Origin of the sequence: Oceaniserpentilla sp. 4NH20-0058 (assembly GCF_040371755.1) — a bacterium.
GTDB lineage: Bacteria > Pseudomonadota > Gammaproteobacteria > Pseudomonadales > Oceanobacteraceae > Bermanella.
Genome location: NZ_BAABWE010000003.1, coordinates 73297 through 97468 on the forward strand (window position 1 = coordinate 73297; position 24172 = coordinate 97468).

The 24172-nt window shown below is 39.0% G+C and carries 20 protein-coding genes; 5 read left to right on the forward strand and 15 right to left on the reverse strand.

Annotated features, from left to right (window positions below; genetic code table 11):
• The first annotated feature begins 135 nt into the window (after positions 1 to 135).
• Positions 136 to 342 (forward strand): cold-shock protein, encoded by a 207-nt coding sequence (locus ABWV45_RS05585; protein ID WP_353349537.1) that lies wholly within the window; start codon positions 136 to 138, stop codon positions 340 to 342.
• Between the two features lie 130 nt (positions 343 to 472).
• Here ABWV45_RS05585 and ABWV45_RS05590 read toward each other — a convergent pair whose 3' ends face one another.
• Positions 473 to 1849, reverse strand: coding sequence for a DEAD/DEAH box helicase (locus tag ABWV45_RS05590; protein ID WP_353349539.1), 1377 nt, complete (start codon positions 1847 to 1849; stop codon positions 473 to 475).
• Between the two features lie 106 nt (positions 1850 to 1955).
• Positions 1956 to 4370, reverse strand: coding sequence for an ATP-binding protein (locus ABWV45_RS05595; protein WP_353349541.1), 2415 nt, complete (start codon positions 4368 to 4370; stop codon positions 1956 to 1958).
• Between the two features lie 152 nt (positions 4371 to 4522).
• Between ABWV45_RS05595 and hisA the strand changes: the two genes are divergently transcribed.
• The 4 genes from hisA (at position 4523) to ABWV45_RS05615 (ending at position 8060) form a co-directional block, all read left to right on the forward strand.
• On the forward strand, positions 4523 to 5287 hold the full coding sequence (gene hisA, locus ABWV45_RS05600) for a phosphoribosylformimino-5-aminoimidazole carboxamide ribotide isomerase (RefSeq protein WP_353349543.1): 765 nt from the start codon (positions 4523 to 4525) through the stop codon (positions 5285 to 5287).
• 258 nt (positions 5288 to 5545) lie between these two features.
• Positions 5546 to 6079, forward strand: coding sequence for a DUF4334 domain-containing protein (locus ABWV45_RS05605; protein WP_353349545.1), 534 nt, complete (start codon positions 5546 to 5548; stop codon positions 6077 to 6079).
• A 112-nt stretch (positions 6080 to 6191) separates the two neighbouring features.
• Complete coding sequence (locus tag ABWV45_RS05610) at positions 6192 to 6845, forward strand: alpha-ketoglutarate-dependent dioxygenase AlkB (RefSeq protein ID WP_353349547.1); 654 nt, start codon at positions 6192 to 6194, stop codon at positions 6843 to 6845.
• 411 nt (positions 6846 to 7256) lie between these two features.
• Positions 7257 to 8060, forward strand: coding sequence for a thioesterase family protein (locus ABWV45_RS05615; protein WP_353349549.1), 804 nt, complete (start codon positions 7257 to 7259; stop codon positions 8058 to 8060).
• A gap of 329 nt (positions 8061 to 8389) precedes the next feature.
• Here ABWV45_RS05615 and pgi read toward each other — a convergent pair whose 3' ends face one another.
• The 13 genes from pgi to serC all read right to left on the reverse strand — a co-directional run bounded on the left by pgi (position 8390) and on the right by serC (position 24148).
• The gene (gene pgi, locus ABWV45_RS05620; RefSeq protein ID WP_353349551.1) at positions 8390 to 10063 is read right to left on the reverse strand and encodes a glucose-6-phosphate isomerase; all 1674 of its coding nucleotides are present in this window, start codon (positions 10061 to 10063) and stop codon (positions 8390 to 8392) included.
• 42 nt (positions 10064 to 10105) lie between these two features.
• A complete protein-coding gene (ihfB, locus tag ABWV45_RS05625) occupies positions 10106 to 10387 on the reverse strand; it encodes an integration host factor subunit beta (protein ID WP_353349553.1) in 282 nt (93 codons plus the stop codon).
• 154 nt (positions 10388 to 10541) lie between these two features.
• The gene (locus tag ABWV45_RS05630; RefSeq protein WP_353349555.1) at positions 10542 to 11558 is read right to left on the reverse strand and encodes a CDP-glycerol glycerophosphotransferase family protein; all 1017 of its coding nucleotides are present in this window, start codon (positions 11556 to 11558) and stop codon (positions 10542 to 10544) included.
• A 93-nt stretch (positions 11559 to 11651) separates the two neighbouring features.
• The gene (locus ABWV45_RS05635; protein ID WP_353349557.1) at positions 11652 to 12485 is read right to left on the reverse strand and encodes an adenylyltransferase/cytidyltransferase family protein; all 834 of its coding nucleotides are present in this window, start codon (positions 12483 to 12485) and stop codon (positions 11652 to 11654) included.
• A 558-nt stretch (positions 12486 to 13043) separates the two neighbouring features.
• Positions 13044 to 13445 (reverse strand): FAD synthase family protein, encoded by a 402-nt coding sequence (locus ABWV45_RS05640; protein ID WP_353349559.1) that lies wholly within the window; start codon positions 13443 to 13445, stop codon positions 13044 to 13046.
• 9 nt (positions 13446 to 13454) lie between these two features.
• Positions 13455 to 14519 carry a CDP-glycerol glycerophosphotransferase family protein gene (locus tag ABWV45_RS05645; RefSeq protein ID WP_353349561.1) on the reverse strand — a complete coding sequence of 355 codons (1065 nt, stop codon included), beginning with the start codon at positions 14517 to 14519 and terminating at the stop codon, positions 13455 to 13457.
• A gap of 97 nt (positions 14520 to 14616) precedes the next feature.
• Positions 14617 to 15816 (reverse strand): capsular polysaccharide export protein, LipB/KpsS family, encoded by a 1200-nt coding sequence (locus ABWV45_RS05650; protein ID WP_353349563.1) that lies wholly within the window; start codon positions 15814 to 15816, stop codon positions 14617 to 14619.
• 163 nt (positions 15817 to 15979) lie between these two features.
• The gene (gene rpsA, locus ABWV45_RS05655) at positions 15980 to 17662 is read right to left on the reverse strand and encodes a 30S ribosomal protein S1 (protein ID WP_353349565.1); all 1683 of its coding nucleotides are present in this window, start codon (positions 17660 to 17662) and stop codon (positions 15980 to 15982) included.
• Between the two features lie 199 nt (positions 17663 to 17861).
• On the reverse strand, positions 17862 to 18551 hold the full coding sequence (gene cmk, locus ABWV45_RS05660; protein ID WP_353349567.1) for a (d)CMP kinase: 690 nt from the start codon (positions 18549 to 18551) through the stop codon (positions 17862 to 17864).
• A gap of 55 nt (positions 18552 to 18606) precedes the next feature.
• Positions 18607 to 20826: a bifunctional prephenate dehydrogenase/3-phosphoshikimate 1-carboxyvinyltransferase gene (locus tag ABWV45_RS05665; protein WP_353349569.1), complete on the reverse strand. Its 2220-nt coding sequence runs from the start codon at positions 20824 to 20826 to the stop codon at positions 18607 to 18609.
• Complete coding sequence (hisC, locus tag ABWV45_RS05670) at positions 20826 to 21935, reverse strand: histidinol-phosphate transaminase (RefSeq protein WP_353349571.1); 1110 nt, start codon at positions 21933 to 21935, stop codon at positions 20826 to 20828. Before hisC ends, ABWV45_RS05665 begins: the two co-directional genes overlap by 1 nt.
• Positions 21936 to 21967: 32 nt before the next feature.
• Positions 21968 to 23056 carry a prephenate dehydratase gene (gene pheA / locus ABWV45_RS05675; protein WP_353349573.1) on the reverse strand — a complete coding sequence of 363 codons (1089 nt, stop codon included), beginning with the start codon at positions 23054 to 23056 and terminating at the stop codon, positions 21968 to 21970.
• A gap of 9 nt (positions 23057 to 23065) precedes the next feature.
• Positions 23066 to 24148: a 3-phosphoserine/phosphohydroxythreonine transaminase gene (gene serC / locus ABWV45_RS05680; protein ID WP_353349575.1), complete on the reverse strand. Its 1083-nt coding sequence runs from the start codon at positions 24146 to 24148 to the stop codon at positions 23066 to 23068.
• Positions 24149 to 24172 lie beyond the last annotated feature (24 nt).

Here is a 24172-nt window from a genome sequence, read left to right on the forward strand (position 1 = left end):
GTCTTATATTTATGTACACCACTGCGATGTCCTGTTTTTAGTCTTCGTACCTGTTTTCATAATTCAAAGCAAAAACTTCCAGCAAAACCCGTCTGCTTGCAGACTAAATTACTCTGAAAAAATCTGGATATTATTATGTCTACTGTTACTGGCACTGTAAAATGGTTCAACGAAGCTAAAGGTTTCGGTTTTATCGAACAAGAAAATGGTCCTGACGTTTTCGCTCACTTCCGTGCGATCACTGGTACTGGCTTTAAAACTTTGGCTGAAGGCCAAAAAGTTGAGTTCACTGTAACTCAAGGCCAAAAAGGTCCTCAAGCTGAAAACATCGTTCCTCTATAAGGTTCAGTGTTTGCCGTAAGGCATAGCTAATAAAAAAGGTAAGATGAAAATCTTGCCTTTTTTTGTGCCTATAAAAAAGGGTTGAAAGGTTTACCCCCTTCAACCCTATTCTAATTGGTCAAATTTGACTTTATTTAGGCACATTCAAAGGTTGACGTCTTCGGGCCTGTGGCTTACCTGTGTTTCCCCCTTGTGATGTTTTTTTTGCCTTACTTGAAGGTTTATTGTTACCGCCTGTTGTTACGTGTTGCTTGTTTTTACTAGGTGGCTTATGACCTCGTTTTGCATCACCACTGCGCTGACCGTCTTCATGAGGTTTTTTCGGCTTTTTGTTCTTAATTGGGCGCGTATCTAAACGAGAATCAGGGAGCGTATTCACTGGCTCATAGCCAATGATGTACTCACGATCCAATACCCGGCCGATCAATCTCTCTATAGCACTTAACTCTTTAAACTCATCATGACTAACCAATGAGACGGCCTGTCCTGTAGCCCCAGCTCGGCCCGTTCTACCAATACGATGCACATAGTCTTCAGCGACATTCGGTAAGTCAAAATTCACTACCTGAGGCAGCTGATCAATATCAATACCTCGTGCTGCAATATCCGTAGCCACCAATACTCGAACTTTACCACCCTTAAAGTCTTCAAGAGCTCGGGTTCTGGCACCCTGACTTTTATTACCATGGATAGCAGCAGCACTAATGTCTTCACTTTCTAAAAATTTAGTGAGCTTGTTAGCTCCGTGTTTTGTTCGAGAAAACACTAAGACTTGCTGCCAATCATTGGTTTTGATCAAATAAGATAACAATGGTGACTTAGCTTTACGATCACTAGGGTAAATCCATTGTTTAACGGTTTTAGCTGTGCTGTTTGCTGGAGACACAGAGATTTCGATAGGCTGATGAACTATCGTTTTAGCCAGCTCTTTGATAGCCCCCGAAAAAGTAGCTGAAAATAGTAAATTTTGACGATCTTTTGGTAGGAGTTTCATGATTTTCTTGAGGTCATGAATAAAGCCCATATCTAACATACGGTCTGCTTCATCCAATACCAGTACTTCTAAGCGATCAAACTTAACAGCATTTTGGGCATGTAAGTCTAATAAGCGTCCCGGTGTCGCAACTAAAACATCAACCCCGCCACGCAGGCGCATCATTTGAGGGTTAATTTTTACCCCACCATAAACCACCGTACTTTTTAATGGTAAATATTGACTGTAAGTCGCTACATTGTCGGCTACTTGTTGTGCAAGCTCTCGAGTTGGCGTTAATATCAAAGATCGAACTTGATTGCCTTTAGATTTATTCCCACCCAATAGGCGCTGCAGGATTGGTAATGTGAAACCAGCTGTTTTACCTGTGCCTGTTTGAGCTGCAGCCATAATGTCTTTGCCACTCAGTACAGCTGGTATTGCTTGGCTTTGAATTGGGCTTGGCGAACTATAACCCTTCTCATTTAACGCTTGAAGAATTTTGGGGGATAACCCTAAGGAATCAAAGCTCATAACATCTCTCAACGAAGGCTAAAAATCAGCCAAAAATAGCGGCCGTGAAGCTTATCGGATTCCTATGTCACATGCTAGAAAATCCGCATGAAATATGGGTTTTTCGTCATAGCGGATCAGATTCAAGGTAAAGCGCTATCATCGCCTGTAATTCTTGCACCGATATAGGCTTACTCAGGTACTCACTCATACCTGCAGCAATACAGGTATCTCTATCCCCTTTCATTGCGTTAGCCGTCATTGCGATGATCGGCAAACTAGCATTAAAGGACCCAGCCTCTCCATTGCGAATTGCTTTAGTCGCCTGATAACCGTCCATCTCCGGCATTTGGCAATCCATCAGTACTAAGTGAAAATAGCCATCTGGGTGATTATTTAGCTTTTCTAGTGCTTTTCTCCCGTTATCCGCTATTTCAACTAAAAGACTTAGGTCTGATAGTTGATCTTTTGCCACCTCTTGGTTAATAAGGTTATCTTCAACCAACAAAACACGTTGCGAATGAAAGTCCCTTAACTCCTGTGAAGACTGTATATTTAAATTTGATTTCAAACTTTGCTTTTTTGTTGATTGCTTAAGATTCAACGTAACACAAAATTCACTTCCCTGATTTAATGTACTTACAGCTAGAATACGACCACCCATTAACTCACATAATTGTTTGGTAATAGCCAACCCCAAGCCCGTCCCTCCGTATTTACGGGTCGTTGAATTATCCGCTTGAGTAAAAACCTCAAATAAGTGATTTAATTTTTTTGATTCTATTCCAATACCCGTGTCTTGAACGCGAAAAACACACTGAATGTTTTGGTCACTCAATTTACTTTCAATAATTAAGCGAATTGAACCTTGGTGAGTAAATTTGAGTGCATTACCGACAAGATTGATTAATATTTGTTTAATACGGTGCTCATCTCCCAATACAAATTCAATCTCTATACCTTGTGTATCTACTTCAAACTCTAAACCTTTGCTTTCAATACTCGGTCGCATAGACAACTGAAAATCTTCGATGAACAGTTTTAAATTAAAATCGTGCTCATGAATTTCTAACTTACCTGCATCTACTTTTGAAAAATCCAAAATATCATTAATTAAAAACAATAAGGACTCAGCACTTTTATAAGCCAGTTGTAGACGATAGCTTTGCTCTTCGTCCATATTTGTATTAAGTACAGACTTTAACATACCCAGAACACCATTCATGGGGGTACGAATTTCATGAGACATATTTGCTAAAAACTCACCTTTAGCTTGAGTAGCTTGTTCTGCTTCTTGTTTTGCTCTTGCAAGTTCAATATGTGTTTTAACCCTGCTATCTATATCTTGAAATGATCCATATAAACGTACACATTTATTGCCATTAAATTCAGCCTGCCCCATAGCATTCACCCAAATACAACGATTAGATGCTGTGATAATTTGAACGTCTAAGTCCCATTTTTGCCCTGTTTTAATTGACGTATTAATCGCTTCTCTAACACTATCTCTACTTGTACCTTCTTTATAAAAGTTAAATGTCGTTTCCAACCCTGGTTGATAGTCTGACTCAACCTCTAGAATTTCTCGAGTCATGTCGGACCAATAAAGTTTTTTATCAATAAAATCAAGTTCCCAAGTACCAATGCGAGCTTGCTGACTCATAGACTCCAGAAGTGTTTTTTGAAAACTAAGAGAATGATTCGACTCATAACGGCTTAACTCATTTCCAATCCATTGTGAAAGTAAGCGGATTAACGAAAAGTCATAATCATTAAATGGTTTTTCTCGAATGTTTGAGCTTGAAAAATTTAATGTCCCATAGCGAACATTATTTACAGTAATTGGTATACCGATATAACTTTCTAAACCAAAATTTTGATAACAAGGATGCTTATTAATTTCGCTTTCACCAGTATGGTGAAAAGCTAAAGGACCATTAGCAGCTAAAGTATGAATACAGTAGGTCGCTCCTAACTCAAATTCAGTGCTTGGCTTAATAGCATTTTCGGGAGATATGGCATACTTGACGATATATCTTTCATGTATAATTTCACTAACAATTGCGATTGGTAAATCAAATACCTTCGTTCCTAGATCAAGAATCTTCATAACTTTTTCATCAAGATTAAGCGCTCCATCCGAGGTGATTTCATGTAGCTTTTCAAGTGTTGCTATCGCTTTTTTATCGTCCGTATGATCTAAATAAAACACGTAAAACCCAATAACTTGATTTTGATGAAAGTCAGGTATGAATGTGGCTTGAACATAGGATATTTGATCCCCCCCCACTCGAATAAGCTGGGTTTCAAAGCTGACTTCATGCCCCTCAAGAGCTTGCTCCCAATACGGTAATAACCTAAGAGCCGTACCAGTAGACACAACCTGTGCCACTTTCCGCCCTAATACTCTATTTTCATCAGTTTTATGCCACTTACAATACTGGCTACTTACCTGACGATATATCAAGTTCGTATCCACATAAGCCCACTTGAGATCCATAGCATTAGCGGCTTTTAGTAGCAAAGTACGGGAATTTGGCACTCAATCCCTCCCCTTTATAATCGTATCTCCAAAGTATAGAGTTCAATCAAAAGAATGCAGAAATACTTGATAACCTACTATGATTATTTTAAGCCTGAATCGACCATAATATTCCGTTATAATCGGCAGGCTTTTTATTAGTGAGAAACATAGTGACCTTATTTCGACCTTGCATTGATTTACACAACGGCCAAGTAAAACAGATTGTAGGCGGCACGCTGAATGATCTAGGCGCTAAAACCAACTTTGTAAGTAGCTATGACAGCGCCTATTATGCAGATTTATACCATAAGCATCACTTAACCGGTGGCCATGTCATTGCCCTTGGACCAGACAATGAAACAGCTGTTTTAGCTGCTCTCAAAGCCTGGCCAAATGGATTGCAGTTTGGTGGTGGCGTAAACCAATCCAACGCCGAACACTATCTTAGTGCTGGAGCTAGCCATGTAATTGTGACATCCGCACTATTCGATAATGGCGAGTTTAGCTTCAATAAGCTAAAGGATATAAAAGTCGAAACAGGTAAAGATAGGCTAGTATTGGATTTAAGCTGTCGCCGTACAGCATCCGGATGGAATATCGCCACTAACCGCTGGCAAACTGTTACCCAAACTCAGATTACCCCCAGCACACTCCATGAACTAGCTGAGCACTGTGCTGAGTTTTTGATTCATGCCGCTGATGTAGAGGGATTACAAGCAGGTATAGATGAGGATCTCGTTTCGTTTCTGGGTGAGCATTGTCCCATTCCCGTAACCTATGCTGGCGGCGCCCGCTCTATTGATGACTTAAAACTGGTTGAAAAACTATCTAAAGGCAATGTAGACCTCACAATAGGCAGCGCATTAGATATTTTTGGCGGCTCAGGAGTGACATTGAAACAATGTACCGATTGGAATCAAGATAAAGAAACATAGTATGAATTGAGAAATAGCAGGCCACTACTTAGTTGCTTGCTATGACTGGTAATAAGCTGCCACATATACATCATTTATCTTCTTACCTATAAAAGTCATTGCATGATTATAATTCCTTGTTAATATCTAGTGAGCAAATGCTCATATAAAAAGATGATGTTTTTGGTTATCTAACCATCAAAAAAAGGCCAAATAACCAAAGCTAATAAAATATTCATTAAAGCAATTAATTACTTAATAATAATAAAAGGAAAACTTATGGCACCATTACTTTCAACCAGTCAAATAATCAAAGTATTTACCACTCTTATAGCTTCTATATTTTGCGTAAGTGCTTTCAGTGCAATGAAGGATGACAACATGGCCCTCTCAAATAAATGGACCGAGATCATTAATAGCGGTAAATCTCACACAACTAATGAACTAATGCCCCTATTTCTAGACTTAGAACCCATCAAACCAGAGGCTATGTTTGGCCAATGGAAAGGTGGAAAATTTGACGGTGGCAAACCTGATGTCATTAATTGGTACGGCAAACGCTTTGTATCACGAGAATATGTAGAACCTCTATTGGTCACCGCTGCGGATGGCTCGGTTCAAGTGTTTGATAAACTAGGCTCTGCTCGCTTACGTGAAATGGTTTTCGGTGATGTTGTATCTACTGGACTGATTTATGATAACCAACCTATTTTAGACTACTTCCGTAAAATCAACGACGATCTAATCATTGGCTACGGAGAGACAAAAGGAGACACTCCTGACTTTTTCTTTTACCTAGCTCGTGAAAAATAATTCCTTTTAATCTGGGAACTCTTTGGCGGCAGCTTGTGCCGCCTTTTTTACTCTACGTCAGTATTGCAAACTTCATTAGCTAATTCCCTAAATCTTAAAGTACAATGCATTTATGCATGACTTATTCTCAGATCCAATTAATCAGGCCCAGACGTCCCCTATTGTTATTCACCACGGGCAAGGTTTAGTACAAATTAAGCATCTAGCCCCTAGCCAGCTGTGTTTATTCCATATCCAACAAATATCCCAATATTCGCCATTTCGAAAAATGATGACGCCAATGGGACATCCCATGCAAGCAATGACCACAAACTGCGGCATTTATGGCTGGATATCAGATAACAAGGGCTATCACTATAGTGAAATTGACCCTGAAATTAATAAACACTGGACTACTATTCCTGCAGAGTTCTTACAGCTTCACAAATATGCATGTGAATTGGCAAACATTCCTTTATTTAACCCAGATGCCTGCTTAATTAATCAATACCAAATAGGTCAAGGAATGGGGTTACACCAAGACAAGGATGAGATGGACAGGAATTCTCCAATTATCTCAATTTCTCTAGGACTCAATGCTATTTTTCAAGTTGGAGGAAAATCACGAAAAGATCCTATAAAAGAATATCTTTTAGAGGATGGCGATGTGGTCATATTAAGTAATGAGTCGCGTCACTTTTATCACGGAATTAAACCAATAAAACCGAATCCCCTATCCCCTAATTGCTTGTTTCGTTACAACTTAACACTTAGAAAAAGTCACTAGTAAAACAAAACAACCAAACGATTATAACTACGTTTAATTGACCGCTCATCACTTTTAAAACGCTACAGTTATTAGCGATTACTATAACAAATTAATATTTTTATTGAGGCCTCACAGTACTCAACCCACCTTAAAGAAATCTAAGACTTAAGGTACATCCATGGAGCCAAACTAACTTTAGCCTCCTAAAGTCCTGTATATTTTCCAATAAATGTAAATACCATCGGTAATAAAATAGCGACAAACACAGACCAATAAGCTAGCGTCATTTAAAATTTTTTTATTTATTATGAATAAAATGAAAAGGTGTAATGTATTTATACTATTATAAAATACTAGAAACAGACTTATATTTGATTTTCTTTAAGCACTCATGAATACTCCAGTTTATACTCTAATTAAAGTGATACTATGCAGAACTTTAAACACTACCTCACTTGTGCAAAAAAAGACGCCCCTTTTCAAATTGATGATTCATGGGCACAAGGCCGGAGTGTCTTTGGTGGCCTAAGTGCCGCAATGTTACTGACCCATGTTGAAGAAAATACTGAATTTTCAGACCGCGATTTAAGATCCATTAATATTCAATTTTGTGCAGCATTAGTGACAGAAGAAGATGTACATTTAGATTTTGAAATATTAGCAAGCGGTAAATCTATTACCCATATTCAAGCTAAACTTAGACAATCAGGAAAAATTAAAACCATTATAAATTGCTGCTTTGCCAATGAACGTCCTTCCAATATTTTAGTTAACCCGCCTACTATCACAGCTGAAGATATAAATAATGCGCAAAAATTTCCTTTTATAAAAGGTATTATGCCTAATTTTATTCAACATATTGATATGCGAATGAACAGCAAAAATATGCCTTTTAGTGGTTCTCAACCTCAGACAATTAAGGGCTGGGTGTCTTTTGAAAACCATGAAGATCCATTATGTGATAGTGCAATTATTGCTTTAATTGATGCATGGCCACCTGCTACCTTATCACTCCTAAACTCTCCAGCCCCCTCTAGTAGCGTCACATGGAATATTGAGTTTATCCACCCTAGAAAAAAACTCCCTTGTGGTGAAATGTTATATTATGAATGTGACTTAATACAGGCGGCGGTAGGCTTAGCCCATACCGAAGCAAGAATTTATTCGTCAAGCGGTTCTCTTTTAGCTTTAAGCCGACAAGTAGTCGCCACATATGACAAAAAAAATAACTAAAATTCTGTTTAATTTATATCTTTATTATTACTAATTTCTAATAATTCTTTTATAAAGTTTTGGGTAACATCGAACCCATTAAAAACTGCATTAGATTTGGAAATAAGCTAGGGGGTATAGGACTGAGTATTATTGATCATTTATAAAAAAGCTCAGAAGACCCACTGAAAGAGATAAATAAAGATGGAGCGAATGCTGTATCTTGAACGAGTGAAACACTTATGAATTCATGCTGGTAGTAACACAACCAGCATTTATTCTAGCTTTATATTTATTATTAAGCTTTACCATATTAAAGAAGTAACCAGTTTCAACTGGCCATTTCTATGTTAGAGCTTATCTTTCATGCTTCTAAAGGCTTTAATTAAACCAGATGTAGAGGCATCAAACTGGTCACTAATATCATTATTAACGTCAGTTAATAATGCACTGTTGACCTTTTCACCTAATTTTTTACCTAACTCAACACCCCATTGATCAAAGCTATTTACTCCCCAAATTTGTCCCTGAACAAAAACCTTATGCTCATAAAGTGCAATTAGTGCACCTATAATTTTGGGGGTCGCCTTATCAAAATAAATAGTATTACTCGGGCGATTTCCAGGTATGACTTTTTGTGGAGCTAAGACTGATATTTCAGCGTCTGATAGACCTTCCGCCATTAATTCACTCTTGGCCTCTTGCAAGGTTTTCCCTTGCATTAAAGCCTGCGACTGACTCAAACAATTACTGGCTAATAATTCATGAAAGTGACCTACTGGGTTGTGAGTCATTAAAGGTAGGATAAAATCACAGGGGGCAAATTGAGTGCCTTGATGCAGCAACTGATGATAAGCATGTTGGCCATTACTCCCTACACCGCCCCAAATAATAGGGCCTGCTTGATAATCTAATGCCTCTCCTTGCTTGTTAACCGACTTACCGTTACTTTCCATATCCAATTGTTGGATATGTGCCGGTAAACCTCTAAGGTAGTGGTCATAGGGTAGTATTGCATGGCTTTGTGCATTGAAGAAATTTATATACCAAACGCCTAACAACCCCATAATTACGGGCAGATTCTTTTCAAACGGAGCTGTTTTAAAATGGCAATCCATTTCATAGGCACCTAATAATAACTGTCTATAGTTTTCGTGCCCTATTGTCAGCATCAATGGTAAACCAATTGCACTCCATAAAGAATAACGCCCACCAACCCAGTCCCACATAGGAAAGACGTTTTCTTCTGCTATACCAAATTCTTTAGCTTTAGCCACATTAGCCGTTACTGCCGTAAAGTGTCTAGGTAAGTCCGCTTCTTTACCACCGTTATCTAAAAACCACTGCCTGCATTCGGTGGCATTTTTCAATGTTTCTTGAGTACCAAAACTTTTACTTTGTACAATAAATACTGTGGTTTCTGGGCTAAGTCCCTGCAGAACTTCTGTCAGATTTGAGCCATCGATATTGGCTAAATAGTGACAGTTTATCTTCTTACTCCAATACGGTTTCAGCGCCTGAGAAGCTAATTTAGGACCCAAAAATGAACCACCAATACCTATGGAGACCACATCCGTAAACGGCTTATTGGAAAAGCCACGCCAGTGCTGATTACGAATACGCCAACAGAATTCTTTCATTCGGGTCAAGGTTGAACGAACCTCAGGCATAACATCCACACCATCAACAAACACAGGGTCATCTGAGAAATTCCTTAATGCTGTGTGTAATGCTGGACGATGTTCGCTTTCATTTATTTCTTCACCTGCAAACATCGCATTAATTGCTTGTGGCAATTGTCGAAAATGGGCTAATTGAGTCAGAAGTGGAAGCGTTTGAGAGGTAATACGATTTTTGGAGTAATCTAAGCTTAAGCCAGCAGCATTTACATTAAACTCATCAAAGCGTGTAGAAGACTGCTCGAATTGATCCCTCATTTTAATGGAAGATACTTCTTCGTAGTGTTGTTTGAGTGATTGAAATTCTTTGGAGGATGTCAGTAAACTTTCTAAGGTGTCTTCCATATATCCGCTCAATAATAATGGTTAAATATTCAAACCGTTACACTAATGCTCATTAACTTGCTCTCTTAATTCCTTGCCCGGCTTAAAGTGGGGCACGTATTTACCTTTTAAGTGAACTGACTCACCCGTTTTAGGGTTTCGCCCTACTCTAGGATTTCTAAAATGAAGAGAGAAGCTACCAAAGCCACGGATTTCGATTCGGTCACCTTGGCTAAGAGCTTGAGACATAGTGTCTAAAATTGTTTTAACAGCCAGCTCTATGTCCTTGCTGGACATATCAGGATGTTTTTCTGTAATGCGTTCGATTAGCTCAGATTTTGTCATAAAGGGCCACCCCCATAAGTTACATAAATCAGGCTTTTAAGATGTACAACTTTAAACCAGCTTTAGCCACTATTAAGACTTTGCCTCATTTTTATACAGGTTACAAGCTAAGTCGCTGAATTTATTAAAGTTCTTTACAGATATAGTGAGAAAACTACGCGTTTTCAATTAAATAGTCGACAATTCTCTTTGAAACCAAGCCATCAATAGGGCCAACATGGTCACGCGTGTATTGAGCTCTTTGTGCTTTATACGTTTCAGGGCAATTGAGCTCATCAAGAACAACCTCTCGTAACTTCTTATAGCTATTCACATGAGGCCCGATATCTTTATACAAAACATTGTCGGTCCCAAACCGTTTCTTAAACCTAAAGTGAAAAATACCGCGATAGGACCACTTTAATTTATAAAAATCACACACCACCACAGGCTTATCAAGAGCAACGAATTCGAATAGCGTACTGGAGGCTTCACTTAATAATATATCTGCACTAACCATATGCGGCAGTAGCGAAAGTTCTTCCGGACCTGCAACATACACATTTTCGTATGAGGCCCACTTCTTTAGTTTTTCCCTTTGCCCAGCATATTGATCAATTGTGTAAGTAAAAGAATGAGGTTTAATGAGAATGTTAAATTCAGCAAAATCTAATGGCCAATCATCAGGGAAACACTCTAAAGAACTGGGATTAAAAGTTGGTGCATATAAAATTGTTTTTTTCTCTGGATTTAAAGCTAAGTCTGCTAAATTTAAACCTTTCTCTAAACCATTAAATACTGGGTCTAATTTTGAATAACCTACTTGTATGAAGGTATCATCAGGAAACATACTTTGAATTTTTGAAAGACGTATATCACCCTCCATAAACCTTACAGTCATGGGTGTTGATGATTTATGATAATAACTCGGTTTCGGTCCAATTCCATGACCCAATTGTGCTGTCTTAGTATTCGCAGATAAACTAGATAAAAACTTAAATGAGTTTCCAAATAATATCCAATCTGGTTTTTCTTTTTTATAGGTATTTAACGCAGCGTAGTCATCTTCAACCCACACAAGATCAACTTTCAACTTATCAAATACACAACGATATTCGTGATCTATATTTGATTTATAAATAACTAATTTAACCTTGGAACTTAATTCAAGGCATCTTTCAATAACAGACATAAATTGAGGCAAATAATAAATATTTGCTATATCAAAAGCAACGAACACCTAATACCCACCCAAAAATAGAAAAATTTACAATCAAGTACTTGGCTAATCGTTAAGCTTTTGCTTAAGTACAGTGGAGCTTACATTTGGAGTGTAATCAAAATATACCATATCGCAAGCCACTGGCGGATACTTCCCAAACCAATCACTACCAACAGAAATTGCATCGATATTATACATATCCACTATCGATTGCTTATCCTTATTTACTTGAGGTATTACTTCATCAATGTACCTATTTGCTTCTAAAATCGAAACACGTTCTTCAAATGGAATCAATGGTAAACGACCTTTTGACTCAAGAATTAATTTATCAGTTGAAACACCCACAACCAGATAATCACAAAGCTCTTTGGTTTTTTTGATTATATTTAAATGACCTTGATGAAATATATCAAAACATCCTGACGTATACATTTTTGCATATTTTTTCCTATGCAAAGCCGTAGACTTATTATTAAAGTCCGTTCTCAATACTCTAATAAGCTCATCCTGAATTGCCTTATCTAGCTTTAAATCATGAGTTACATCAACTGGCTTTGGCCAGTAAACATCATTAAATTCAAAATTACAAAACATAGTATGGCTATCATAACGAGGAAATACATGAAAATGAACCTCAGGATCAACCATCATTAACATCTCATAATTAATTTTCGAATAATCAAAACGATGCTTTAATATACCTTCTATCTCACTTGTTATTATTTTTAATTCAGTAAATGCATCTTGATCTAATTTCGAGAAATTATGATCTAATCCCTTAGAAAAAAGTATCAATGATGCAAAAGTTGATTGATTTGGCCTCAAAAGTAAATACCAATGATTGTAACTTTTAATTAAAGTCTCAGGATAACCAAATTTTTTTAAAGTCAACATTTACATTTTTCCCAATACGTCTTTAACACGCTTATTATCAATCACATAACCCCACTCTTTAACTGGAGTTCGCCAATCCCCATATATCAATTCCAAATACTCATCCTTTTCACATGGAACATTAAATCCCCTCCAAAAAAATCAATATTTCCTGAACTTTCCATATTTTTATAGGGGAATCACACACAACAACTGTTTTTTTACCGGCAACATTTAAATACTCTTCACATTTTTTTATATTTTATAAATATACCCAACAACTCATATTTTTTTAAATATAACAAATGTTTTTTAATAACAATCATATCCCCTTTTTAAAGGGGCCAATATCCTTAATAAATCTTTTGATTCTAGCTCGATACCTTCGAAGCTAAAATTTCCAAAAGAATTCTTCTTACTTTTTCTGCCTAATTCGATTTAATACTAATGCCAGCTTCCCAAGACAATAAACGATTCTCTCTAACAACACCCAATAGGGCCACATCTTCAAAAACATAATCAGCACCATAAGCTTAAGGTGCTGCCCAACTAATTTAAATGGCCCTGCTATTTGTAATCCTAATTATTTTTTACAACTTCAATTATTTCTGTTGTAGATATCGATGGAGTTCTTGGTAAATAAATCACTTCACAATACTTCTCCATATCATCAAAGCGCCCCTTCCAATCATCCCCCATAACCAATATATCAGCACTAAACTGCCTAATGTATTCGACTTTCAACTCAAGTGATTCTTCGATAAATACATAATCAACAAATTTTAAAGATTTAACAATCTTTAATCGCTGATCCTGAGGATAAATAGGGTACCTTTGCTTTTTATTAAAGTTCAAAGCATCAGATGAAACACCCACAATCAAGTAATCACCCTCTGCTTTAGCCCGCTCAAGTATATTAATATGTCCTATATGAAATACATCAAAGGTGCCAAAAGTAATAACTTTTCTTTTATAACTCACAATTTTACTCTATGGTTTTTTAACAATGTATTGTGCAATCCTTTTACTAACCTTCCCATCAACTAAGCCAGCTAACTCTGCAGTATACTTTTTACGGATAGATTCAAATTCTTCAGGATTAGCGATCTGCCGTTGTACAACCTTCTTTAGCTCTCTATAGCCACTAGCATGCACTGAAATATCAGCGTATTTATAAAGATCTTGATCCATTCTTTGTTCAAACCTAAATTTAAATAAACCTCTATAACCTAACCTTAACTTATAAAAGTCACACCAAATGATAGGCTTATTTAATGCTGCAAATTCAAATAAGGTAGAAGATGCATCGCTGATTAGTAAATCTGAGATATACATAAATGGTAAAATATTAACTTCATCTATGGTTGCTAAATAAACGTTATTAAAACTAGACCAATGTTCTAATAATTTTTTTTGCTTCTTATACTTTACATTAGCTAATGAGAAATAATGAGGCTTCAGGATTATGTTATAATCTCCAAAATCCGAAGGGAAGTCTTTTGAAAAACACTCGATACTACTTGGGTAAAATGTAGGCGCATACAATACTGTCGGTTTTAAATTATCCAATCCAAGGTCATTAAGCGTCAGTTTCTCTTGATGATTTATGATTGGATCTAACTTTGCATACCCTACATCCACAAACTCTGATTCAGGGTACATACTTTTCAATCTTTTAGTGCGATATGGACCCTCAACAAAACGAACATAAGGCCTTGAGTCTGATACAGTGTAGTAGCATGCTTTGGGGCCAATTCCGTGACTCATTAGGCCTGTTTTACTGTATCTATGCAGTTCTTCTAAGTCATCAAAATAATTTCCGAGTATTACCCATTCCGGCTTTTCAGCCAAATACACAGCCTTTGCCTCGGTCTCATCCTCAACCCAGCGTATTGCACAACCTAAACTGGAGGCAACTTTAGCCTGCTGAGGATATAGCTCTGCATCACGGTAAAAAACATATACACACTTAACCCCAAGACCTTCTAGCTCATGTTGCAATGGGGTATATTGTGGAACGTAGTACAATTGCTGTACATCAAAAAAAATTTGCAAGCAGGTTTCCAGTCACTAAACTATCTAAACAATTGATAGTACTGATAAAACTCTTAATTATCAATTTCAGTATAAGAAACGACGCCTCAATTGTAGACTATGGCGCTAATAAATGACTTTCAGATGCAACACCTACCCGCTGGTTACTTCCCAAGCTCTCCCCCATCTTATTCACAAAACTTCTAATATGCTCATCATTTGGGTCTTTTAATTGCTTTTGCCAAGCCCCCCTCAACAAGTAGACATTAGATAGATATGACACGTACCCCTTCAAAGCCAACTCGTCATACTTCCAATCATTAATACCATTTATCACACTTACCAAGCCCTCAACAGTCGACGCAGATTGTGTAATCGAAGAAATCTTATAACAAGCCTCACCTAAAATGATGACCTTTTTCTTTAATGTAAGAGACTCCAGCCCCACACTGGAATTTATCGTAATGACAGCTTCACTATTCGTAATAAGCTCTTCTGTAGGTTCATTACTAAAGTAGATCCTAGGGTGACGAGCATAATATTCTTTAAAGTCTTTTGGATCTGAGGGATGCTCTTTAACAACTATTATTAGGTTTTCATTAATAATTCGATTTATCGCCACCTCCAGCACTTCAAAAAACTTCGACATTGAATTAATCCATGTCGAATTAATCAACACTTGACTATCGAAACCAACCTGAAATGGTACAAACAAGTATTTAACTCCTTCGGGACGTGTCATTTTCTGTTTATTCTTTTTATTCCTATGAGGTGTCCTTGGAACGATATTCACATCTAGTAGTTTTTCTGACTGATATTTCTGAGCATACTCCACATAAAACTCAGCACTTCGCACTAATGAATTTTTATCATTAACACCAGTAAAGTCCATAGTCGTTGAATTTGGAAGAAGTCCGTTTTCAAAAAAAATGACCTTTCCCCCTAATTCTCTCGCAGCTAACTTAACAGCCATCTCAGGAAGCCGGTGCCCGTTCCAAATACCAACATATTCCACTTTATGTTTTTTAAAGTGATTACAAAAGCTTAGAAAAATCATTGAAAAACGTAAATAAGCTTTTATCTTATATAGCCACCAAACCCAATTAGGTAGCCAATTAGCACCTATTTTTGCCTTTTTCCTAGACACATGAAAAGCAATGCCTTTATTTAACAATTGAAGGTTTAGATGCTTTAAATCCTTCAGTGAAGGAGCAGACGGGTAAAAGGTTGTAACACCGCTATCATATGGAAGCTTATTTGTTAACGCTTTAAAATAGCGATATTGAGATCCCCTTGAAGATGCAAACAATATATCCATAGTTGAACACCATTATTAAATAGTGCTGATAAATTTATCGGATTAAAGTTAATCAATAATTGCAACCTCATTTCAATTCAGTGACAAACTAACCATTCAAATAGACATAAAAAAACCCAGCCGAGGCTGGGTTTTTTAGCTAAATATCAATTAAATATCGATATTAGTCGTTTTGAGACTTAAGCTGCTCTTTGATCAAATCACCGATAGTGGTTGGACCAGCTGCTTCAGTTTCTTTTTCACGGTGAGCTTTAAGTGCTTCTTGCTCTTCAACTTCGTCTTTGCTCTTCACAGAGAGTGAGATATTACGGTTTTTACGATCTACCATAATGATCTTAGCTTCAACTTCGTCACCTTCTTTCAACACGTTACGTGCATCTTCTACACGGTCTTTGCTGATTTCAGAGGCTTTAAGTGTTGCTTCAACGCCTTCCATGATTTCAACGATTGCGGCTTTTGCATCAACTGATAGTACTTTACCTTTGATGATGGTGCCTTTGTCGTTTTCAGCTACGTATTCTGCGAATGGATCACGCTCCAGCTGTTTAACACCTAGAGAAATACGCTCACGTTCTGGGTCGATAGATAGGATGATCGTTTCTAGCTCATCACCTTTCTTGTAGTTACGAACGGCTTCTTCGCCAACTTCGTTCCAAGAGATATCAGACAAGTGAACTAGACCGTCGATGCCACCATCAAGGCCGATGAAGATACCGAAATCAGTGATAGATTTAATCTTACCGCTGATTTTATCGCCTTTATTACACTTGCTAGAGAATTCTTCCCAAGGATTAACCTGACACTGTTTAACACCTAGAGAGATACGACGACGCTCTTCGTCAATATCAAGAACCATAACTTCAACTTCATCCCCCACTTGCACCACTTTAGATGGGTGGATGTTTTTGTTAGTCCAGTCCATTTCAGATACGTGAACAAGACCTTCAACGCCTTCTTCAAGTTCTGCGAAACAACCGTAATCTGTAAGGTTAGTAACCTTAGCAGTCACTTTAGTGTTTTCTGGGTAACGAGCTTTGATTGCAACCCAAGGATCTTCACCTAGTTGCTTAAGACCTAGAGATACGCGGTTACGCTCACGGTCAAACTTAAGTACTTTAACTAGAGTCTCATCACCAACATTTACAATCTCAGATGGGTGCTTAATACGCTTCCAAGCCATATCTGTGATGTGTAGTAGACCATCAACACCACCTAGATCTACGAACGCGCCGTAGTCAGTTAGGTTTTTAACGATACCCGTTACTTCTTGACCTTCTTGAAGGTTAGCTAGCAACTCATCGCGCTCTTGGCTATTAGCTGTTTCAAGAACAGCACGACGCGAAACAACAACGTTGTTGCGTTTCTGATCAAGCTTGATTACTTTAAATTCTAATTCTTTACCTTCAAGGTGTGCAGTATCACGTACTGGACGAACATCTACCAAAGAACCTGGTAGGAACGCACGGATAGTTGCAACATCAACAGTGAAGCCGCCTTTAACTTTACCGTTAATAACACCGGTAACCACTTCTTGCGCTTCGAAAGCTTTTTCAAGTTCTTTCCAAGACTCAGCACGCTTGGCTTTTTCACGAGAAAGTTTAGTTTCGCCGAAACCGTCTTCTACGGCTTCTAGAGCAACGTGTACTTCGTCGCCAACGTTAACTTCTAGCTCACCTTTATCATCAAGGAATTGAGAGCGAGGAATAACCGCTTCAGATTTTAGGCCAGCGTTAACAATTACCCAATCAGAATCGATATCAACAACAGTACCAGTAACGATACTACCTTGTTGCATATCAAGGGTGCTAAGTGATTCTTCAAAGAGATCAGCAAAAGATTCAGACATTAAATTACCTAGAGGTTTCAACCATCATGCCAGTGGATGGGTCTGTTTTACATAGTGTCCGACGTTCCGCACCTGGCAAGGGTTGACGAACACAGATAGAATTGGGCGTGAATCATACAGGATTATTTCAAGAAAACCAAGCGGTTTTTAGGTCTAAATAAGGGCTTTATTGATTATAAAGCCCTTATTTTAAAAGAGATTAAACTAGATTGTTGCGCTTCAATTCAGTCATGACAATATCCAGCACCTGCTCGATGCTCATATTAGTACATTCGACGATTAAAGCATTATCAGCAGGCTTCAATGGGGCAACTTCTCGGTTCATATCACGCTCATCGCGCTCTTGAATTTCAGCTAGGATTTTAATGATATCCGCTTCAATACCCTTTTCTTGCAATTGAAGATAGCGACGCTTGGCACGTTCTTCCGCCGAAGCTGTTAAGTAAATTTTAACGGGAGCCTGAGGAAACACTACGGTGCCCATATCACGGCCGTCCGCTACCACCCCTGGGGCTTGAGCAAAGTCTCGCTGACGCTCCAACAAAGCTTCACGAACTTGTGGCAACGCAGCCACTTTACTAGCCATCGCACCTACTTCTTCAGTTCGGATATCCAAGCTAACATCCTCACCTTCTAATATAGTATTTACTAACCCATCATCCTGCGGAATAAATTGCACATCGAGATGCTTAGCCAATACAGATACAGAGGCTTCATTTGTTAGTTCAACTCCGTGCTTTTGCGCGGCAACCGCTGTTAAACGATACAAGGCACCACTATCAAGCAAGTGCCAACCAAGTTGCTTAGCAACCTTGTGACAGATAGTGCCCTTACCTGCGCCGCCTGGTCCATCAATGGTTAGAACCGGAACCGATTTAACCTGATTCATGATGTTTCCTTATCACTGGCTTAACCAGCAAGTGTCTTTCTTCAAAATGTACTGATTATTCCACTGTGACATTCATACCAGAGCTTTGTGACAATTCAATAAAGCTTGGGAATGACGTGGCCACATTGGCACAATCTAAAATTTTAATCGGTTTAGATGCTCTTAAAGATGCAACAGCAAACGACATGGCAATTCGATGGTCATGATGTGTGACAATTTCGCCACCACCAAATGCCCCTTTCGCACCGAACCCTTCAATAACAGCACCGTCTTCAGTGCCTTTAATGTCGACACCTAAAACTTGCAAGCCATCTACCATGGCTTGAATACGATCACTTTCTTTAACGCGCAGTTCTTCTGCACCAGTCAATACGGTTGTACCCTCAGCACAAGCCGCTGCAACAAATATCGCAGGAAACTCATCAATGGCCAGAGGCACTTGATCTTCAGGAATGTTAATACCTTTTAACTGAGCAGAACGTATACGAATATCTGCAACTGGCTCACCACCAACTTCTCGTTCGTTTAATAATTCAAGATCGGCGCCCATTAAACGAAGGATATTAATAATACCAATTCGTGTTGGGTTAATACCTACATGCTCAAGAGTGATATCACTATCTAATGCAATACTTGCTGCCACCATAAAAAACGTAGCTGACGAAATATCAGATGGCACATCAATATTAGTTGCCGTTAACTCACCACCAGACTCGACTGTTACAGTATCTCCATCCACTTGAACCTTATAACCAAAGCCTTTTAACATGCGCTCGGTATGATCACGGGTTGGTGCAGGCTCTGTAACAATGGTTTTACCGTCGGCATACAAACCAGACAATAATAAGCATGATTTCACTTGCGCACTGGCCATAGGTAAGGTGTAGGTAATCCCTTTCAATGGCTTACTACCTTTAATCAACATAGGCGGACGACCTTCGGCAGAAGTCTCAATTTCTGCCCCCATTTCACGAAGGGGGTTTGCAACACGATTCATTGGACGCTTTGAAAGAGACTCATCTCCTGTCATTTCCACATCAAAGTTCTGCCCTGCCATCAAGCCAGCTAACAAGCGCATAGACGTGCCTGAATTTCCCAAATAAAGAGTATTGGGTGGTCTTTTTAAACCATGTAAACCTACTCCGTGAATGGTTACACGGCCACGGTGTGGCCCTTCTATTACCACTCCCATATCACGAAACGCTTGCAAAGTAGCAAGACTGTCCTCGCCTTCTAAAAAGCCAGTCACTTCTGTGGTGCCATTAGCCAATGAACCCAGCATGATGGAGCGATGACTGATGGATTTATCACCCGGCACTCTGAAGGTGCCTGTTACACAGCCGCCAGGGTTGGCGATATAATTAATTTGTTGGTTTTTCATAGGTTCCACATAGGCTCTGCGGGCCAATATTTTTGAAAAGTGATCTCGTGCAACCTTGGCGCGGGTAAACACCCCCATCATGGTTGTACTATCAGAATTCGCCACGGCCTCTCGTAATTGGCTCAAATCATGAGCAAATAGATCTAGCGCGTCAAGAACGGCGGTTTTATTTGCGGTAAAAATGTCATGCCACATTTTTGGGCTACTGGCCGCAATTCGAGTAAAATCACGAAAACCACCTGCGGCATAATTAAAGATTTCTTTATTTTCATGGTTATGAGCAAGGGTATCGACTAATGAATACGCTAACAAATGCGGTAAATGACTGGTTGCGGCCAGCACCTCATCATGATGTGCCACATCCATTATTTCTACTTTTGCACCGACAACCTCCCAAAGAGAAGAAATAAATTCCACCGCACTAAGAGAAGTTGAAGGCAAGGGGGTAATGATCACTTTATGATTTTGAAATAGTGACTCATTCGCTGCTTGAATCCCACTTTTTTCACTACCAGCAATTGGATGACCCAAAACAAAGTTTGCTTGATCTTGCCCAAAAACAGCGCGGATATCATCAGCGACACAGCCTTTAACACTTCCAACATCAGTCAATATTGCATCTGGCTTTAAGTAAGGCCTAATCAGAGATAATATTTCACGACACGCTAAAATTGGAACAGACAAAATAACCAAGTCGGCATTTTTAACCACATTATCAACCGAACCTTCGTAGCTATCTATAATGCCAAGGGAATGAGCCTTAACCATTGAGTCTTGGTTACGATCAAAGCCAATCACGTGCCAATCAGGATACGTTTGACGCAGGGCCTTTATCCAAGACCCCCCAATCAAACCTAAACCCACAACTGCAACTGTGTTAATTGAAAATGACATTACTCGGCCAACAAATCTTTAAGCTCCAACAAAAAGCGCTGATTCTCTTGCTCTGTGCCTATGGATACACGCAAAAAATTAGGCATCTCGTAATTAGCAACAGGACGAACAATCACACCTTTAGATAACAATCCTTGATAAACTTCCATCGCTCTATTTGGTACTTCAAAACAAATAAAATTACCAACTGAAGGTATCCAATTCACATTAAGTTGATCGAAAGCCGCTTCTAATTGCGCCATACCTTGATCATTTAAAGCCTTACTCTGACGCACATAGTTTTCATCTTTAACACATGCTACAGCAGCCGCTAGTGCCAATGAGTCTACATTAAATGGAGGGCGAACCCGATTCATCAAGTCTGCTAATTGCTCACTGCTAACACCATAACCCACACGTAAAGAAGCCAAACCATAAGCTTTAGAAAAGGTCCGAGTCACAACTAAATTAGGGTACTGCGCAAGGTAATCGATACCATTAGGGTAATCCGGTTTGTCCACATACTCAAAGTACGCCTCGTCTAACAGCACTAAAACACGATCTGGTACGGCTTGTAAAAAAGCATCAAGTTGAGCTTTAGTATTCCATGTTCCAGTTGGGTTATTCGGATTTGTAACAAATATTACTTTCGTTTTTTCTGTTATGGCCTCAACCATGGCAGGTAGGTCGTGCCCCCAATTTTTTGCAGGAACTTGAATGGTCTTACCACCTTGCATTTGCGTGACCAAACCATAAATCGCAAAAGCATGCTGCGATACCACCACTTCATCGCCTGTATCCACAAAGGTTTTAACAATGAACTCTAAAATATCACTGGAGCCATTACCTAGTGTAATTTGCTTGGTAGTTACACCCAGCTTTTCACTCAAGACTTTTTTTAATTCAAATCCATTACCATCTGGATATCGAGTTAAATCTTTGAGCTCTTTCTCAATTGCCGCCAGTGCTTTATCACTTGGCCCCAACGGATTCTCATTACTAGCAAGTTTGATAATATCCGCTGGATTTAAACCAAATTCACGAGCCAACTCATCAATCGGTTTTCCCGGCTGATAAGGGTTTAGCTTTTGAACGCCTTCAACGGCTAGCTTTGAAAAATCAATCGTCATGAATATTCGCGAAAATCGCGCCTAAAATAATGTTATAAAACAGCTTTTGGATACGAGCCCAATATTTTTATTTCAGATGCAGAACCTGCAACCTGCTTAAGCACAGCGGCAATTTCAGTATCCGAAGCATGGCCTTCAAAATCAATAAAGAAATTATAATTCCAAGCACCATTACGTGAAGGTCGAGTTTCGATACGTGTCAAACTCACAGATGCTTTATGAAATGGTTCTAAAACGTGGTACAAAGCACCAGGTTGATTACGACTAGATACCATAATGGAGGTTTTATCTTCACCACTGGATTGGGTTTTATCAACACCTATAATCAAAAATCGAGTGGTATTATCAGGCATATCTTCAATATTATTAGCAATGGCCTGAATACTATAAAGCTCTGCCGCTGCATCACCCGCTATTGCCGCCGCACCTTTCTCTTTTGATGCTTTACGAGCAGCTTCCGCATTTGAACTGACAGGTATGCGCTCAATATTTGGCCAGTGAGTATCCAGCCATTGACGACACTGAGCTAAAGATTGCGGATGGCTATAAACAACTTTTATAGAGTCAGAAGATTCATTACTTAAAAAATGATGATGGATACGAAGTGCTACCTCGCCACAAATTTGCAATGTTGAATCCGCGAAGCTATCCAACGTATGTGTCACCACACCCTCTGTTGAATTCTCAACTGGTACCACCCCATAGTTAACCGCACCAGACATCACTTCACGAAATACATCCGAAATAGAGACTTGGCTTAGGCACTCTACGCTATGGCCAAAATGCTTAAGTGCTGCCGCCTGAGTAAAGGTACCTTTTGGCCCCAAATAAGCCACTTTTAAAGGCTCTTCAAGGGCAAGACATACTGACATTACCTCACGAAACAACCGAGCCATATCTTCGTTAGCAATTGGCCCTTCATTACGATCCATGACTTTACGTAAAACTTGCGCCTCACGCTCTGGTCGATAAAATTTAATCGCTTTTCCATTGGCGTATTTTTCTTTCACCACTGCGACATTTTGTGCGCACTTTGCACGTTCATTAATCAGCTTTTGAATTTGCTGATCCAAGGAATCAATTTGGTCGCGTAAAACGCCTAGCTCTTTTTCTTCACTCATTACAACTTGTTAACCGTTTTCACTTGCAAAGCGTTTCATGAAAGCAATCAGTGCATCAACCGCCTGCTCCGTTACCGCATTATAAATACTGGCACGCATGCCACCCACACTGCGATGCCCTTTCAAATTAAGCAAGCCCTGTTCATCCGCTTGCGCTAAAAATGCTTTATCCAATGCTGCATTTTTTAGTGTAAATGGAACGTTCATTATTGAGCGGTTAGCGGGCTTTACTGGGTTAGCGTAAAAACCAGAGGCATCAATGTAACTATAAAGTTTGGTGGCTTTGCGCTGATTAATTTTAGCCATTTCAGGTACACCCCCTTGCTGCTTCAACCAATCAAAAACCAAGCCTGCAAGATACCAAGAATAAGTAGCTGGCGTATTATACATAGAGCCATTATCTGCAGCGACTTTGTAATCCATTGCCGTTGGAGTACTTGGTAGCGTATCGCCTAAAAGATCTTCACGCACAATCACAATACACAGACCAGCAGGACCAATATTTTTTTGCGCTCCAGCGTAAATCAATCCAAATTTAGAGACATCTAATTCTTCACTTAAAATACTCGAAGAAAAATCAGCCACTAAAGGCACATCACCTGTATCAGGGATATAATCAAACGCCACACCACCGATGGTTTCATTAGGTGTATAGTGAACATACGCAGCGTCTGTATTCAATTTTAAATCTTGCTGAGTTGGCGCGTAGCTGAAATTATTATCCTCAGAATTCGCGACAACATTTACATTGCAGTAGCGTTTCGCTTCTTTAATAGCTTTTTCGGACCATTGCCCTGTATTTATATAATCAGCAGATGTTTTGCCACGCAGTAGGTTCATCGGAATCATCGCAAACTGGGCAGTTGCTCCACCTTGCATGAACAATACTTTATAGTTCTCAGGTATATTCAACAGCCCACGCAAATCCGCTTCTGCTTTTTCCGCAATAGATACATACTCATCACTGCGATGAGACATCTCCATTACAGATAACCCCTTGCCATTCCAATCAAGCATCTCAGTAGATGCCTTTTCTAAAACAGCTGTGGGCAATGCTGCTGGTCCTGCGCAAAAATTATAAACTCGAGCCATACTTCAAACGGGCAAACACCCTAC

Coding starts and splice junctions, on each gene's coding strand:
- ABWV45_RS05585 (WP_353349537.1), top strand. CDS start 136: ATGTCTACTGTTACTGGCACTGTAAAATGGTTCAACGAAGCTAAAGGT.
- ABWV45_RS05590 (WP_353349539.1), bottom strand. CDS start 1,849: ATGAGCTTTGATTCCTTAGGGTTATCCCCCAAAATTCTTCAAGCGTTA.
- ABWV45_RS05605 (WP_353349545.1), top strand. CDS start 5,546: ATGGCACCATTACTTTCAACCAGTCAAATAATCAAAGTATTTACCACT.
- ABWV45_RS05610 (WP_353349547.1), top strand. CDS start 6,192: ATGCATGACTTATTCTCAGATCCAATTAATCAGGCCCAGACGTCCCCT.
- ABWV45_RS05615 (WP_353349549.1), top strand. CDS start 7,257: ATGCAGAACTTTAAACACTACCTCACTTGTGCAAAAAAAGACGCCCCT.
- pgi (WP_353349551.1), bottom strand. CDS start 10,063: ATGGAAGACACCTTAGAAAGTTTACTGACATCCTCCAAAGAATTTCAA.
- ihfB (WP_353349553.1), bottom strand. CDS start 10,387: ATGACAAAATCTGAGCTAATCGAACGCATTACAGAAAAACATCCTGAT.
- ABWV45_RS05630 (WP_353349555.1), bottom strand. CDS start 11,558: ATGTCTGTTATTGAAAGATGCCTTGAATTAAGTTCCAAGGTTAAATTA.
- ABWV45_RS05635 (WP_353349557.1), bottom strand. CDS start 12,485: ATGTTGACTTTAAAAAAATTTGGTTATCCTGAGACTTTAATTAAAAGT.
- ABWV45_RS05650 (WP_353349563.1), bottom strand. CDS start 15,816: ATGGATATATTGTTTGCATCTTCAAGGGGATCTCAATATCGCTATTTT.
- rpsA (WP_353349565.1), bottom strand. CDS start 17,662: ATGTCTGAATCTTTTGCTGATCTCTTTGAAGAATCACTTAGCACCCTT.
- cmk (WP_353349567.1), bottom strand. CDS start 18,551: ATGAATCAGGTTAAATCGGTTCCGGTTCTAACCATTGATGGACCAGGC.
- ABWV45_RS05665 (WP_353349569.1), bottom strand. CDS start 20,826: ATGTCATTTTCAATTAACACAGTTGCAGTTGTGGGTTTAGGTTTGATT.
- hisC (WP_353349571.1), bottom strand. CDS start 21,935: ATGACGATTGATTTTTCAAAGCTAGCCGTTGAAGGCGTTCAAAAGCTA.
- pheA (WP_353349573.1), bottom strand. CDS start 23,056: ATGAGTGAAGAAAAAGAGCTAGGCGTTTTACGCGACCAAATTGATTCC.
- serC (WP_353349575.1), bottom strand. CDS start 24,148: ATGGCTCGAGTTTATAATTTTTGCGCAGGACCAGCAGCATTGCCCACA.